Annotated in this window: 10 protein-coding genes and 1 pseudogene; 8 read left to right on the top strand and 3 right to left on the bottom strand. The window is 64.5% G+C overall.

Translation table 11 applies throughout. From position 1 onward, the window contains the following. Positions 1 to 27: 27 nt before the first annotated feature. Positions 28 to 351, bottom strand: coding sequence for a hypothetical protein (locus tag ACFRAV_RS19500; protein ID WP_382557198.1), 324 nt, complete (start codon positions 349 to 351; stop codon positions 28 to 30). 51 nt (positions 352 to 402) lie between these two features. Between ACFRAV_RS19500 and ACFRAV_RS19495 the strand changes: the two genes are divergently transcribed. Both ACFRAV_RS19495 and ACFRAV_RS19490 read left to right on the top strand, forming a co-directional pair. Then, on the top strand, positions 403 to 1,104 hold the full coding sequence (locus tag ACFRAV_RS19495) for a DUF6308 family protein (protein ID WP_382557196.1): 702 nt from the start codon (positions 403 to 405) through the stop codon (positions 1,102 to 1,104). A gap of 93 nt (positions 1,105 to 1,197) precedes the next feature. Further along, entirely contained in the window at positions 1,198 to 2,634 is a 1,437-nt protein-coding gene (locus tag ACFRAV_RS19490) for a DNA phosphorothioation-associated putative methyltransferase (protein WP_382557194.1), read from the top strand. 6 nt (positions 2,635 to 2,640) lie between these two features. Here the strand turns inward: ACFRAV_RS19490 and dndA are convergent, their stop codons facing one another. Beyond that, the gene (gene dndA, locus ACFRAV_RS19485; RefSeq protein WP_382557191.1) at positions 2,641 to 3,795 is read right to left on the bottom strand and encodes a cysteine desulfurase DndA; all 1,155 of its coding nucleotides are present in this window, start codon (positions 3,793 to 3,795) and stop codon (positions 2,641 to 2,643) included. Between the two features lie 244 nt (positions 3,796 to 4,039). On the opposite strand from dndA, the gene dndB reads away from it, so the two are divergent. From dndB to dndE, 4 genes are read left to right on the top strand one after another with little or no spacing between them, the layout of a single operon-like run. Then, entirely contained in the window at positions 4,040 to 5,179 is a 1,140-nt protein-coding gene (dndB, locus tag ACFRAV_RS19480) for a DNA sulfur modification protein DndB (protein WP_382557189.1), read from the top strand. Then, entirely contained in the window at positions 5,176 to 6,756 is a 1,581-nt protein-coding gene (gene dndC / locus ACFRAV_RS19475; RefSeq protein ID WP_382557186.1) for a DNA phosphorothioation system sulfurtransferase DndC, read from the top strand. The genes dndB and dndC overlap by 4 nt, the downstream gene beginning before the upstream one ends. Next, complete coding sequence (gene dndD / locus ACFRAV_RS19470; RefSeq protein ID WP_382557184.1) at positions 6,743 to 8,770, top strand: DNA sulfur modification protein DndD; 2,028 nt, start codon at positions 6,743 to 6,745, stop codon at positions 8,768 to 8,770. The genes dndC and dndD overlap by 14 nt, the downstream gene beginning before the upstream one ends. Next, positions 8,760 to 9,140: a DNA sulfur modification protein DndE gene (dndE, locus tag ACFRAV_RS19465; protein WP_382557182.1), complete on the top strand. Its 381-nt coding sequence runs from the start codon at positions 8,760 to 8,762 to the stop codon at positions 9,138 to 9,140. Before dndD ends, dndE begins: the two co-directional genes overlap by 11 nt. Positions 9,141 to 9,187: 47 nt before the next feature. Here dndE and ACFRAV_RS19460 read toward each other — a convergent pair. Next, positions 9,188 to 10,437 (bottom strand): IS3 family transposase gene (locus ACFRAV_RS19460; protein WP_382557181.1). Its coding sequence is split into 2 segments (ribosomal slippage): positions 9,188 to 10,099 and positions 10,102 to 10,437, totalling 1,248 coding nucleotides; the frame shifts between segments, so codons are not numbered across the junction. Positions 10,438 to 11,129: 692 nt separating this feature from the next. Between ACFRAV_RS19460 and ACFRAV_RS19455 the strand changes: the two are divergent. Together ACFRAV_RS19455 and ACFRAV_RS19450 are read left to right on the top strand one after the other, a co-directional pair. After that, positions 11,130 to 11,805, top strand: a pseudogene (locus tag ACFRAV_RS19455) (IS5 family transposase); the annotation flags it as partial. Positions 11,806 to 12,166: 361 nt separating this feature from the next. After that, positions 12,167 to 14,257, top strand: a complete 2,091-nt coding sequence (locus ACFRAV_RS19450; protein ID WP_382557178.1) for a hypothetical protein — start codon at positions 12,167 to 12,169, stop codon at positions 14,255 to 14,257. Positions 14,258 to 14,406: the final 149 nt, after the last annotated feature.

The raw sequence follows: 14,406 nt of genomic DNA, 5'->3' as shown, positions 1-14,406 counted from the left end.
ACGACCCTGTCAAACGTCGCGGGACGGTCATCCCACCCAGCAGTAGACACTCTGTCCCTGGCGCCGGGCACGGCGGACCAGGTCGGCCAGATCTCCCAGGATCGCGTCGGCGATCTCCGGGGTGAAATGCTCGCCCTCCTCCGCGCGCAGTCCGATCCACAGGGCCGCGACCTCGCACAACCTGTCACGCTCGGCATGCGCGAGCGCTTTCGTCAGACGCGGCGACACCGCGAAGACGAACGCACCGTCGCCGCCGCCCTGATCGGCGACCGCCCGAGGTTCACCGGCGTCGACGAGCTTCTCGGCCCTGTAGACGGCTGTTTGACGAGTACGGGTCCACACATAGTCCACAGCTCGTAGCATGCGTATGAGCATTGCTCGGGTCAGAGCGGCGGCGTTGCCGTGCGAATCGTTGAGGCCGCGGAGGGCTGTGTGAGGACCATTGGAGCACTGCGCGGTTGTGCGGGGAAGCATCTGCAGGCCTACACGGATCACCAGGGGCCCAGAGCCTTCCGCACGTATGACTGGCAGGGCGATCCGGAACGACTGAGTCCGCTGGACTGCTTGGCGCCGGCTCTGCTGAGTGTCCGCATCGACTACAAGCAGGTAGTCCCGCTGTTCCGACCTGACGGCCCAGGGGCTGAAATCCTGCAGGCCATGGAAGCGGTTCTTGCGGATAAGGCCTGTACGACAGCAGACTTTTTGGACGTGACGCTGGATCCGTCAACGGGGCCCTGGGCTCTGGTCGATCGAGCATTGGTTGCTACAGGTGAGGCCAGCGCTACGGGGCTGCGAGGCCTCAAGGCCGTTGCCGTCACTAAGATCCTCCACCGCAAGCGGCCTAACCTAGTGCCGATTTTCGACCGCAGCATCTACCAGTTCTACCTCGGCCAAAAGCCAGTTCCCGGAGCCTATAAGGACACCCCCCGCCGCTTGTGGCCGCTCCTGCAAGCAGACCTACGCCGTCACCGGGGTTGGATCCAAGACCTCATCGTCCCAATTCGTACGCCTGACGAGAGGCCTCTCAGCCTTCTTCGAGCGGCAGACATCATTATTTGGGAACACACGGCCAGCGGATGTACCTGCGTGACGGTGCCTTGCTGACACTTGAGGGACATGTTCGCCGTTGCGTGAGCACGCCGGGCGCCTGTCTTCTACCCTGCTGATCGTGTCGTTACCTGGATGCAGGTGCCTGTGATGCAGCAGATGTGGGGTAGTGAGCGTCGCCGAACAGCGATCGGGCGGATGGCGTTGTCGGTGCCCGCGCGCCAGGCTCTGGCGGACCGCCAGTTGCTACCTGAGCGGACGATCCTCGACTACGGCTGTGGTCGTGGTGACGATGTTAGGGCTTTGGAGCAATTGGACTGCCAGGTGGCTGGGTGGGATCCGTATTACCGCTCCGACACCCAGCTGGTCGCAAGCGACGTCGTGTTGCTGACCTACGTGTTGAACGTGATCGAGGATCCGGAAGAGCGTCGGCAGACGTTGGAGCAGGCGTGGGAGCTGACCTCGATGCTGCTGGTCGTCTCAGCTCGGCTGACCTGGGAGAAGTCAAAGGTCCACGGTCAACAGTTCGGTGACGGCCTGCTGACAAGTCGGCAGACATTTCAGCATCTATATGCCGCGAGTGAGTTGCGGGAGTACGTGGAGCAGGTGACCGGCGCGCGGGTGGTGGCGGCTGCGCCCGGAGTCGTCTACGCGTTCCGGGACGAGGGCGCCCGTCTGAGCTATCTGGCCCAGCGGGTGACCCCGGATGCTGAATGGCTTGCTTCCGAGGACACTGCCTCAGCGGTGAGTGCGGTGGTGGATTTCTTCGAGCGTAAGGGACGCCCGCCGCGTATCGAGGAGATGCCGCGGACCGTCGCGGAGCTGTTGGCTCACTTGCGGCCTGGCGAGGTCAAGCGCCTGGTGCGGGATGGTGCTGATCCTGAGCGAGCCACTGCGGGGGCTAAGCGATCAACGCTGAATACGTTGCTCTACCTGGCGGTGGAGCTCTTCAACGGCCGAGGACCGTTTGGCAGCTTGCCAGTGGGGCTGCAGCAGGACGTACGCACGTTCTTCAGCTCGTACAAGGAGGCCTGCCAGCGGGCTGACCGACTGTTGTTCAAGCTCCGTGACGACGGGTATGTGCGCAATGCCATGAACGCCTCCGTTGCTGGCAAGGTGACACCGACGGCGCTGTATGTGCATCGACGTGCGCTGGAGCGGATCCCGACGGTATTGCGCTTGTACGAGCACTGCGCATCGATCGCTGCCGGTCGCCCGGAGCAGTGGACCGTAGCCAAGCTCAAGCACCAAGGGCGAGTGGTGTCGTGGCTGGACTACCCGGACTTTGACAAAGACCCGCATCCGCGGATCCGGTCCTCCTACATGGTGGACCTGCAGACGCTGGAGGCTTCCCATCTCTCATACGAGAGCTCGGCCAACCGGCCGCTGCTGCACCGCAAGCACGAGTTCCTGGCACCGGATGATCCGGCCGTGCCGCGATACCGCCGGTTGACCGAGTCTGAGATGCGGGCGGGGTTGTATGAACGGCCGCACCTGATCGGGACCGAGAACGGCTGGGAGGCCGAGCTCGTCAGGTGCGGCCGGCAGCTGCGCGGGCACCGGCTGGTGCGTCGCTCGGAGGCGTAGGGCTGGTCAACCTTCCTGGGGCTGCATGCTGGCGATGGTCTCGGCGAGCGGGAGGGGATCGAAATCGGCTGCCTGGGAAGGGAACCAGGAAAGACGCAGCCCGTTGGCAGCCACCGCGTCGTCCAGGCCCATCGCCTGAAGGACATGGCTGGGGGTGTAAGAGGCGCTGGTGCAGGCCGAGCCGGTGGCGATGGCGACCTGGTCTTTGAGGCGGACGATGAGTGCTTCGGCATTCAGCTCATCGAAGCTGACGTTGAGGATGTGGGGGACGCTGTGCTCCGGGTCTCCGTTGAGGCGGAAGCGCGTCGCGCTGAGCGCAGCAAGGATCCGCTCGCGCATCGCCTTCGCCTCCCGCTCCCACGTTGCCCGGCTCTCGGTGAAGATCTTCGCGGCCTCGCACAGGCCCATGATCAATGGCACCGCGAGAGTGCCGGGGCGCAGTTTGCGCTCCTGCCCACCGCCGAACATGATCGGCTGCAGCGGCACCCTGTCCCATCCCCGTCGGCGGGTGATCAGAGCGCCGACGCCCTTCGGGGCGCCGATCTTGTGGCCCGAGATGCTGATCAGGTCGATGGGCGCCATCAGGTCGGCGGGGACCTTGCCGTAGCCCTGAGCGGCGTCGACGTGCAAATAGGTGGGCGTGACGCGCAGCTTCTCGGCGAGTTCGGCTACCGGCTGGATGACGCCGGTTTCGTTGTTGACGTGCATCAGCGACACCGCCAGGGTGTCCGGACGCAGCCGCTCCAGCACGGCGTCGGCGGTGATGCGGCCGCTGGGGCCGGGGGAGAGGAAGTCGACCTCGAAGCCGCGGGTGTCGCGTAGGTGCGTCAGCGGCTCCAGTACCGCCTTGTGCTCAATGGCGGAAGTGATGATGTGCTTGCGCCCCGTGAGCTCGCCGTGCGGCGCCAGTCCGAGCAGAGCGATGTTGTTGGACTCCGTCGCCCCGCTGGTGAAGACTACTTCTTCCGTTTTGGCGCCGACGGTGCCGGCGATGAAGGAACGCGCCTGTTGCACTGCCTTCTTGGCGCGTGCACCGTACTCGTGGGTGCGGCTGCCGGCGTTGCCGAAGTCTTCGGTCATCCAGTGCAGGACGACCTCAGCAACCCGCGGGTCCACCCGCGTCGTCGCCGCCACATCCAGATACGCCACCACGGCGCTCACCCGCCTCTTTGCACGCTTCTACAACAGGTCGTACGTCAAGTGATTAACGTACACGCTGGGACCGCAGTGCATGAAGCCGCCACCTCGGCATGTGGACACCGTCCTTGCGATGGCTGTTCCTGCCGTTCTGCAAGCTCCAGACGCACCGCGAGGGGGATGGGACGTCATTCTCCACACCTGGGTACGTCGAGACGAAGGTGACGTACGTTTCTCAGGAGACGTACGGACACGCTAGAGTGCACGGGTGCAGACTGAAGCGGCGAGTAAGGCTGCGGGGCGGGTCGTCTCGCGAGTGTCGAATGGCTTTGAGTACACCTTCCCCGCGATCCGCGGGGTGCAGGCGGGACGGGAGTTCTATGCGTCGATGTGCCCGCTGCGGCTCATCCCGAAGATCTTCCTCTTCGACGAAGACGATCTTTCTGCTGATCTGAGAGCCCAGCGCGTCCTGAACAAAGGACGCCTGCCGGCGCTCGCCCGCTACATCCTGGACAACCCCGAGGACTACGTGTTCAGTGCCCTGACCGCTTCCGTGGACGGGGACATGGTGTTCGAAAGCCAGGGCGCAGAAGGTGCCGCGCACCGTACGGGGCAACTGCGCATCCCGATGGATGCACGCTTCCTCATCAATGACGGGCAGCACCGCCGCGCCGCCATCGAGCTTGCGTTGAAGGAGAACCCCGATCTGGGGGATGAGACCATCGCCGTGGTCTTCTTCCATGACACTGGGCTCGCCCGCTCTCAACAGATGTTCGCCGACCTCAATCGGCACGCCGTCCGTCCGGCGCGCTCCATCGGTGTCCTCTACGACCACCGGGACGTCAACGCGCAGCTCACCCGGACCCTCACCGAACGCTCGGTCATCTTCAAGGGTTTTGTGGAGATGGAAAAGAGCACCTTGTCCGCCCGGTCCCGCAAGCTGTTCACCCTGAGCGCCTTGTACTTCGGCAACCAGTCCCTGCTCCAGGGACTCGAGTTGAAGCAGGAAGAGGCCAGCCGGCTGGCGCAGTCGTTCTGGGAGGCCGTGGATGCGGCGCTGCCCGAGTGGGCGATGGTGCGTGACAAGCAGCTGTCCGCTCAGGAGATGCGCCGGGACTTCATTCACAGCCACGGAATCGCCCTGCATGCGCTGGGTCGTGTCGGCAACTCCCTCCTGCGGGAGTCCACCAAGGCAACTGCGTGGAAGAAGCGTTTGGCTCCGTTGAAGCACGTGGACTGGAGCCGAACCAACGCAGACTGGGAGGGGCGCGCCATCGTCGGTGGTCGCGTCTCCAAAAGCCACCAAAACGTGACACTTACCGTTAATTACCTGCGCAAGCATCTGGGCCTGGAGCTGAGCCCAGAAGAACAGCGCGTGGAAGACGCATACCTGCGAGGCGAGGCATGACCACCATCCCCCTCAACCTCGGGCTCACCCCCGTACGTCGCAAGCCCTTCAACGGCCGTTCGCTGGCCGAGGTCGTCAACGAGCTCACCGAGGAGATCCGCGAGCTCTACACCGCCGACCAGGTGCCTTGGGTCATCGGCTACAGCGGAGGTAAGGACTCCACCGCCGTCCTGCAGCTGGTGTGGATGGCCCTCGCAGACCTGCCCGCCGAGCAGCGCACCAAGGCCGTGCACGTCATCTCCACTGACACCCTCGTGGAGAATCCCGTCGTCGCCGCCTGGGTCTCTGCTTCTCTAGGCACCATGCAGGACGCGGCGCAGGCGCAGAGCCTGCCGATCGAGCCGCACCGTCTTACGCCGGAGATAAAGGACACCTTCTGGGTGAACCTGATCGGCCGCGGCTATCCGGCCCCGCGCCCGAAGTTCCGCTGGTGCACCGAGCGACTGAAGATCAAGCCGTCGAACAGCTTCATTCGCAGCGTGGTCGCTGCCCACGGCGAAGCGATCATGGTGCTGGGCATTCGCAAGGCAGAGAGCCAAGCCCGCGCCCGCGCCATGGAGAAGCACGAGAAGCGACGCGTGCGCGACCGCCTCTCCCCCAACGCCAACCTGCCCAACTCCCTCGTCTACAGCCCCGTTGAGGACTGGACCAACGACGATGTCTGGGAGTTCCTGATGCAAAAGCCCAACCCCTGGGGCTACAACAATCAGGACCTGCTCACCATGTACCAGGGTGCATCCGGGGACGGCGAATGCCCCCTCGTGGTCGACTCCACCACCCCCTCGTGCGGCTCCAGCCGCTTCGGCTGCTGGACCTGCACCCTCGTCGAGCAGGACAAGTCCATGTCCGCCATGATCCAGAACGACGAGGAGAAGGAGTGGATGCTCCCCCTGCTGGATCTGCGCAACAAGCTCGATGCCCCCTTCGGCCACTACGAGGAGGGCGACCCCGACCTTCCGCCTGGCCGCAAGGCACCGTTCCCGCGCCCGGACAAGCCGGCCCGTGACTTCCGCCGGATGAACGGCAAGGTAATGCTGTTCAACGACGGAGCCATCCATGGCCCCTACCTGCAGTCCTACCGCGAAGAGTGGCTCAAGGAGCTGCTCCAGGCGCAAACATGGATCCGTGCCCACGCCCCCGAGCACGTGCAGAACATCGAACTCATCACGCTCGACGAACTCCATGAAATCCGCCGGATTTGGGTGTTCGACAAGCATGAGGTCGAGGACAGCTTGCCGCGGATTTACCAGGAAGCCACCGGCGAGCCGTTCCCGGGTGGACCATTGGATGAGCAGATTGTCATGGGGTCCGACGAGATGGACGTCCTCAAGCAGGTCTGCGACGGTGACGACCTGCACTACAACATGGTCCGCGAACTCCTCGCCGTCGAGCGGAAGTACCGCACCATGGCCCGCCGCTCCGGCCTCTTCCAGGCCCTCGAGCAAGCTGTGCAAAAGGGCTACTACGACAACCACGAAGACGCCGTGGAATTCGCTACGCGCAAGAAAAAGTGGCGGGACGACATCGCCGAGAACCTGACCTTCGACGACGAAAACGAACTCGATGCTCCTGCGTAAGATCACCCTCGAAGAATTCGGGGCCTACCGCGGCAAGCAGTCTCTCGACCTCACCCCCAAGAAGAACAAGCCGATCATCCTGATCGGCGGGCTGAACGGGTGCGGCAAGACGACTCTGCTCGACGCCATCCAACTGGCGCTTTACGGCAACCGTGCACGCTGCAGTGGGCGCGGAACCAAGGCGTACGAGACGTACCTGCGGGAGAGCATCAACCGCAAGGCTGACCCCAGCCGCGGCTCTGCCATCACCCTCGAGTTCACTGTCATGACCGGTGGGCAAGAGCACTACTACCGTGTCGTCCGCAGCTGGCACATCAGCGGCAAAACGCTCAAAGAGTTTCTCAACGCCTACGTCGACGAGACCTACGGCGAGCGGGTGAAGACTCAGCGCAACGCGCCGCCGGAAGGGAAGTTCAACCGGCTGCTCAGCGAGGGCTGGGCCGACCACGTCGAGTCACTGCTGCCCCTGGAAATCGCCTCCCTCGCCTTCTTCGACGGCGAGAAGATCGAGTCGCTGGCCAACCCCGAACGGGCGGCGTCCGTCATCGAGTCGGCAGTGCACTCTCTGCTGGGTGTCAGCACCGTCCAGCAGCTGCGCAACGATCTTCTGGCCCTGCAGCGGCGCCAGAAGCTTTCCGACGAAGAACAGCACCTCCTGGACAACATTCGCACGCAGGAAACCGAACGCGATGCGGTGCTGTCCCAATACGACATCGCCCACCAAGAGCTCGCCCAGTCCCGCAGCGAGCTCGGCAAGGCGCTACGCAAGCTGGAGAGCCTGGAGAAGGCGTTCGCTGACGAAGGCGGCGATCTGTTCACACGGCGCGTCGAGCTGGAGAACGACAAGAAGCAGACCTTTGCCCAGCTGACCCAAGTGCGTGCCGAGCTCACGCAGCTCGCTGCTGGACCGCTACCGCTGCTGATGGTCAAGCCTCTCCTGGACGACGTGCGCCAACAAGCCATGAGCGAGCAGGAAGCCCAACAGTCAGCTCAGGTCCTCGATGTTCTGGAGGAGCGGGACCGGTGGCTGCTGGAGCTGATGCCCGACACCGTCCGCGCCGAGGTCATCAAAAGTCTGGACGACGACCGCGCCGAGCGCGCCGCCAAGACGCGGCTGCCGGTGGATCTGCGCCTGCCACACGATGCACTGGCCCAGCTCACCGTCCTCGACGAACTGCTGCAGCGGGACACCCAGCGGTCCACACAGCTGCTGCACAGCGCCGCTGAACTCGCCGAACAGCTTGATCAGCTGGACCGGCAACTCGCCGGCGTTCCCGCCCAGGACAAGGTAGAGGCCCTACAAGTGGCCCGCGACGAGCAGATCGTGGAGGTTGCCCGTTGTGAGGCTTCCTGCGACCGCGCCGCGGCCAAGCTGGATGACCTCAAGCGACGTCGGGAGCACGTGACCACCCTGCTGGAGCGCGCTCACAAGGAGTTCGTCCGCACCAAGGTCAAGGCGGAAGAAGTCGAGCGGATCATCAAATACTCCGAGAAGGCTCGCGACACCCTCGAACGCTTCGGTTCCGCGCTCCTTGAACGGCACATCAACCGGCTTGAAGTGGCTGTCCTGCAAAGCTTCAGGGCCCTCATGCGCAAGCAATCTCTCGTCCACGACTTGCGTATCGACACCAACAAGTTCACGCTCACCCTCGCTGACGCCGAGGGCGAGGCCATCGACCCTGCGCGCCTCAGTGCGGGAGAGCGCCAGCTTCTGGCCGTCTCGCTGCTGTGGGGCCTGATGCGGGTTGCCGGCAACAGGCTGCCCAGCGTGATCGACACCCCCCTGGGGCGTCTCGATAGCCGTCACCGTGAGCACCTCGTCGACCGCTACTTCCCCAACGCCAGTGACCAGGTCCTCCTGCTCTCCACCGACGAGGAGATCGACGAGTACCTGCTAGGCCGTTTGAAGAAGTCCGTCGCCCACACCTACACACTCGTCCACGACGATACTGAGTTCACCACCAGCGTTGTCGAGGGCTACTGGTGGAACGCAGGAGTGCAGCATGTCGGTTGACAACGTCCGCCTGTCCCAGCCTGCCAAGGACCGGTTGATCTATCTCAAGCGCACCACCGGCATCACTCAATGGAACGTGCTGTGCCGCTGGGCGCTGCTGCTGTCGTTGAAAGACCCCTCCACGCCCTTGGTGAAGGACATCGTCACCGACTCCAACGTCGAGATGAGCTGGAAGACCTTCGCCGGCCAGCACGGCGATCTCTACCTGGCCCTGCTTAAACAGCGATGTGTCGCCATAGGCGAGGAACCTACCGACGAGAACATCCAGCGCATCCTGACCGTCCACCTGCACCGTGGCATCGGCTACCTCGGTGCTGACAAACAGATGGCCACGATCGAAGGAATGGTCGGCGCCGTCGTGCGCGTCTGACAACTCTCTTGGGCCTTCCCCCGTTGTGGTGGACACGCGGTCATTGATCACGCGGCGAGCGTGAGCTTAGCGGTGTGGTGTCGTCGTTCGTATTCGTTGGGGCTGAGGTGGCCGTTGGCGGAGTGCCGGCGGCGGGTGTTGTAGCGGGTCAGCCAGGCGAAGACGGTCCTTCTGCAGGTGGCGGCGTCGCCGTAGTGGCGGGCGCCCTGGAGGGTCTCGCGTTTCAGGGACGCGTGGAAGCTCTCGCAGGCCGCGTTGTCCGCGCTGGAGCCGACCGCGCCCATCGAGCGAGTCACTCCGAGCCGGTCGCAGAGGCCGGCGTAGACCCTGGCCCGGTATTGGGCTCCGTGGTCGGAGTGGAACACCGCGCCGTCCAGGCCGCCGCGGGTGCGGGCGGCCATCTTCAGGGCATCGGCGACCAGGTCAGTGCGCATGTGGTCGGCGATGGACCAACCGACGACCTTCCGGCTGAAGCAGTCCAGCACGGTCGCGAGATAGAGGAACTCCCCGTTCTCCAGGGGCAGATAGGTGATGTCTCCCATGTACTTGATCCCAGGCTCGGGGGCGGTGAAGTCCCTGCGGAACAGGTCCGGGACCCGTGCGGCGGCCGGATCGGGAACGGTGGTGCGGACCCGTCTGCGCAGGCGGACCCCGGTGATGGAGAACGTGCGCATCACCCGAGCGACCCGCTTCTCGTTGACCAGCAGGCCGTTCTCCTTCAGCTCCGCGGTGACCCGCGGGGAGCCGTAGGCGCCGCCGGACTCCGCGTGGACCTCGCGGATCCGCGCGGCCAGGCGCTCGTCGGCCCGCTGCCGGACCTGCCTGGCCTGCCGGTCGGACAGCCACTTGTAGTAGCTGGACCTGTTCAGGCCCAGGACTTCGCAGAGCCGCTTCACCTCGAAGGCGTCCCGGTGGTCGTCGACGAACTGGAAGCGGCTGATCACCAGTTCGTCTCCCCGGCGAAATACTTGGCCGCCTTGCGGAGTATGTCCCGCTCGGTCGCGAGCTTCCGCTCACTCGCCTCGAGTTCGGCCACCCGGGCCTCCAGCTGCCGGATCCGCTCGTCCGGCTCCGTGGCCGGCGCGGCCTGCTTCGACGCCGCGACCCTCCTGCCGCCTGCCGGCGGGGCGGCAGGGTCCTGGCCCCGGCGCTCGCGGTCCCGCAGCACCCAGTTCCGCAAGGTATTCCTGTCGATGCCCAGGTCAGTGGCGATGCTCTTGTAGGTTGCCCCGGGTGTGGACTCGTACAGGGCCACGGCATCGGCCTTGAACTCGTCCGAGTAGTCCTTCATCGCCATCGGCGCTGGTCTCGCTTCCTCTGGATCAAGCAGATCCAGTATCAGCGTGTCCACCACTCAGGGGGAGGCTCCCTTGCCTGATTCCCCAGGGTGATCCCTGGGGAATCGGTGTATTCGGGTTTCGGCTCTGCGTACGTCGCTCACACGGACAAGCCCTGTAGGAGCTGGCTGGCGGCCGAGATGCACTGCGTTTCCGGCCCACACCGCAGCCGAGGTCCAGTGCGGTCCGCCAGCTTGTCGACGATGTCTGGAGCGCTCCGAGGCGCTGCTGTTACCCAGTGTCCTGGCCTTGGCCGTCACCCCCGGCCAACAAGGTCCTCGGCAAGACTGCCGCCGCGGTCGGAACTACCTCCGACTGCCCCACCGCCAACGTTTTACCCTAACCAAGAGCCGCCGCCAACAGATCGCCACCGCCGCGAGCACCTGACCACCACAGCCGTCATCGGGCCGACACCACCGTCGAAACGGCCAACCGCCGCCAGGGGCGCAAGTTCGATACCACCCTCGTTTGGCACCTTCTGTCAGGCCATGTCGACGCAAGCGCCCTCCCCCCGTAACCGGCTAGCTCTACGTCCTCCTCTTCCGGCGTGGCCACGTCTGCGTGCTCGTCTGTACGCAAGCGTCCGTGAGCTCCTAGGCACTGTTTCTCGGATCTCCGTACACGAGCGCGGTGTTGGGGTCAGGCTGGCTGGATGGGACGTGGTGACCTGACGAACGCGGAATGGGATCGGCTGGAGTCGTTCTTACCTCGTGGTGGTGCTCGTGGCGGCCGATGGAGTGATCACCGGCGGGTGATCAACGGAGTGTTGTACCGGGTGCGGACCGGTGTGCAGTGGCGGGACCTACCTGAGCGGTTCGGACCGTGGGAGACGGCCTACAAGCGTCATCGCCGCTGGTCAGCGGATGGGACGTGGAAGATGCTGCTGTCGAGGGTCCAAGCCGCCGAGGACGCCGCGGGCCGGATCGCCTGGGACGTGTCGGTGGACTCCACAGCGGTACGAGCTCACCAGCACGCCGCCAGCGCGAGGAAAGCACCGCCTGCCGCGGTGCCTCAAAGGGGGCCCGCCAAAGGACGAACCACGTCGATCCGGTACTTCAGAAACTGGCCGTCCGGCTGGAGGAGGTGGTCAGATCGGCGAATGCCTGGGACGCTCCCGCGGCGGCTTCACCACCAAAATCCATCTCGCCGCCGACGGACGATGCCGGCCCCTTGCCCTCGTCCTGACACCCGGCCACTACGGCGACGGCCCCCAGCTCGAGCCCGTGCTGAAACAGGTGTCCGTGCCCCGCAGCGGAGTCGGGCGGCCACGCACCCGCCCCGACCATGTCCTGGCGGACAAGGCCTACACCTCCCGAAGTAACCGCCGCTAGACGGTCCCGGGGATGCACGGACTGGCGGATCCCAGACCTGGAAGTGGGACATGCTATGAACTGGCAGGGTCGTTGCCCATCGCGCCAAGGGTGTGGAGACGGTGGTCTCAGCTCGGATGAGGGGGCCATCCCCAAAAAGTTCGTGGTAGGTACATAATCTCTTCACGACTCGAGTGATCACGGTCACGAGTGAGGCTATGGCGGTTGGCTCTGCTGCGGTATGTCTGACTATGCGTACTGGGCACGGAGGGGAAGTAGAAAGTCTATGTATGGGATGGGCTCGCAGCCGAGGTTCCTGGATCACGTGCGGGGAACGTGGGGTAGCTTCGCAACTCCCGCCGGTCGTGTGGACTACATCATGACCAAGGCGCGCCTCGGTGAGGACGCCAACGACCCGGAGCGCCGCCTCACCAAGAGCCTCGCCCCAGTGCGCGAAGTGATGGAGGCTGCAGACCTTGATTTCAACCAGCTCCTGCAGCGGGACTTGGACGATCATCGCGTCGCCGTCCAGCTGATCCCTTACCTCATGACGGAGCAAGCGAACGGACCGGCGTTCTTCCCGCCGGTCGTTGCGGTCCTCCTGCCTTTCCGGAGCAAGCGCCCGTCGCAGTTCGCGCCTCTGGAGGTGGAGCCAACGCTCGTCATGGACGACGGTGCGCAGTGGTTGCAGCAGCGTGCGGGGGAGGCGTTTCAAGTTCAGCGGCTAGCGGCGCCGGACGGCCAGCCGCATCCGGGCAGCATCGGAAAGCTGTGGTGGAATAGCGCCGAAGCGCAACTGGTCGTCCTCGATGGCCAGCACCGGGCAATGGCGCTCCTGGCGGTGGAGCGCACCATGACCAAAAGCTGGCAGGGTTCCAGCGGTGCGAAGTACCGCTCTTTCTACGAGCACCAAGTGCAGCACCTGATCGATGAGCAAGGCGGTGACCTCGATCTGAGCAAGGTCGAGGTACCCGTGACCGTGTGTTGGTTCCCCGGGCAGACGGGCGCGGACGGCAAGCCGCATGAGGCGGCCCGCAAGCTCTTCGTCGATGTCAACAAGGAGGCGCGTCCCCCGTCGGAGTCGCGCATCATCTTGCTGTCGGACGCCGAGCTGAAAAATATCCTCACCCGTCGTCTGCTGAGTGAGCTGCGGGGAAACAACGGCGGTGACCTGATGCCGCTGTACGCCGTGGAGTACGACAACCCACAGGTCAACGCTAACCGGCCGGCGCGCTGGTCAGTGCTGACGAGCATCACCGTCCTCAAAGCCATCGTCGAACGTCTGCTGTTCGGTCCGGCCCGGCAGTTGCAGGACGTTGCTTTCAAGCAGGGCCCGGGCCGGCACAACGTTCGTGAACAGGACAAGTTCCTGCGCACTCAGCTCGGCTTCGCCAGTCTGTTCAATGAGGAGATCGACGATGGCGGCTTCCCCTACCGGAGGGACGAACTAGGCAACGCACACTTCCCGCTCGGTCAGATCGATACCATTACCGAACGCTTCGCAGCGACGTGGGGTCGGGCCGTCCTGACGCTGCTGTCGCGTACTGCTCCCTACGCCTCGCACTCCAGGGCGCTTACCGCGTTGAGAGATTCCTGGCACCGGGACGACAGCAGCCTCGCGCTTGCCTACGATGCACTGTTCAGCGGTGTCGGCGTTTTTTGGACTCTGCGGGCCAGTCACGACGACTTCCTTGTGAAGAAATCTGAGGGCCTCAACCCCAGCAAGTCGGACATCGTCGTGGCGTGGGAGTCACTGGACAAGCGGGAGCAAGACTTCGAACGGCTGCGCGCCAAGGAGTACCTCGACTCCACAACCCAGAACCACGTCAAGCGAGCGAACGCGGCGTTCGCGGTCTTCAATACCCAGGCGTGCCAGATCGGGCAGATGCTTGCTCTCGGCACGCTGTGGGAGCTTCGCAAGCAGCAGGGCTCAGGGGGACTCGAGGAGCTCCCCGCGTTTGCTGCCGCCCTGGTCGACGGCTGGAACGCGTACTTTGCCCAGGAGCACGGCAAGGGCCGGGACCGAAAGCTCGCCTTCAGCAACAGCAGGAGCGACGTCACAAATCCGCTGAACCAGATCAGCAACATGGACACGCCCCAGGCGGTCTACTTCCGCTACTTCTGGTTCCAGGCTTTGGACACCCCGGCCGCCTGGGAGCATGTGAGCCGGTGGTTTGTGGATCGGCACGCCTTCACCCAAGTCCTGCATGCTGCACGCCTGTTCTATCTCGAGTTGTTGATCAAGCAAAATGCGAATGCCCTGAAGGCCAGCCGGCCGGGCAGCCCCCAGGCCAAGCTCGAGCAGCTTGCCGCTGAGATGGCCCACAAGACGCTGATGAGGGCGCTGCGGGACTGGTTCTATCTGGATCAGGATCAGTACGACCAGTGGGCGGCGTCCTTGAAGGTGCCGACGCAGCGTTCGCAGGACAGCGGGCCGGCACCGGAAACGGTCACGGCTGCTGCGGAGTAGGGCGGCGCGGGGTGTACGGTGCCCGTTCCTCTTCCGCCAAAGCCTGTAGGAAGAACGGGTATACATCGACGGGTGCACCACTGACGGTGTGCCACGAGGATTGACCAGCATTCGGTCTCAATCGGCGGTCGCGGTTGGGCACGAAGAAC

Source organism: Streptomyces sp. NPDC056600, from assembly GCF_042792855.1.
In the GTDB taxonomy this organism is placed as follows: Bacteria; Actinomycetota; Actinomycetes; order Streptomycetales; family Streptomycetaceae; genus Streptomyces.
The sequence above is the reverse complement of the archived record's forward strand: the minus strand, read 5'-3'. Positions and strand labels throughout refer to the sequence as shown.

Bases quoted from the DNA above. Each gene is read 5' to 3' on its own strand.
- ACFRAV_RS19450 (WP_382557178.1), top strand. From the start codon at position 12,167: ATGACCAAGGCGCGCCTCGGTGAGGACGCCAACGACCCGGAGCGCCGC.
- dndE (WP_382557182.1), top strand. From the start codon at position 8,760: ATGTCGGTTGACAACGTCCGCCTGTCCCAGCCTGCCAAGGACCGGTTG.
- ACFRAV_RS19490 (WP_382557194.1), top strand. From the start codon at position 1,198: ATGCAGCAGATGTGGGGTAGTGAGCGTCGCCGAACAGCGATCGGGCGG.
- dndC (WP_382557186.1), top strand. From the start codon at position 5,176: ATGACCACCATCCCCCTCAACCTCGGGCTCACCCCCGTACGTCGCAAG.
- dndD (WP_382557184.1), top strand. From the start codon at position 6,743: ATGCTCCTGCGTAAGATCACCCTCGAAGAATTCGGGGCCTACCGCGGC.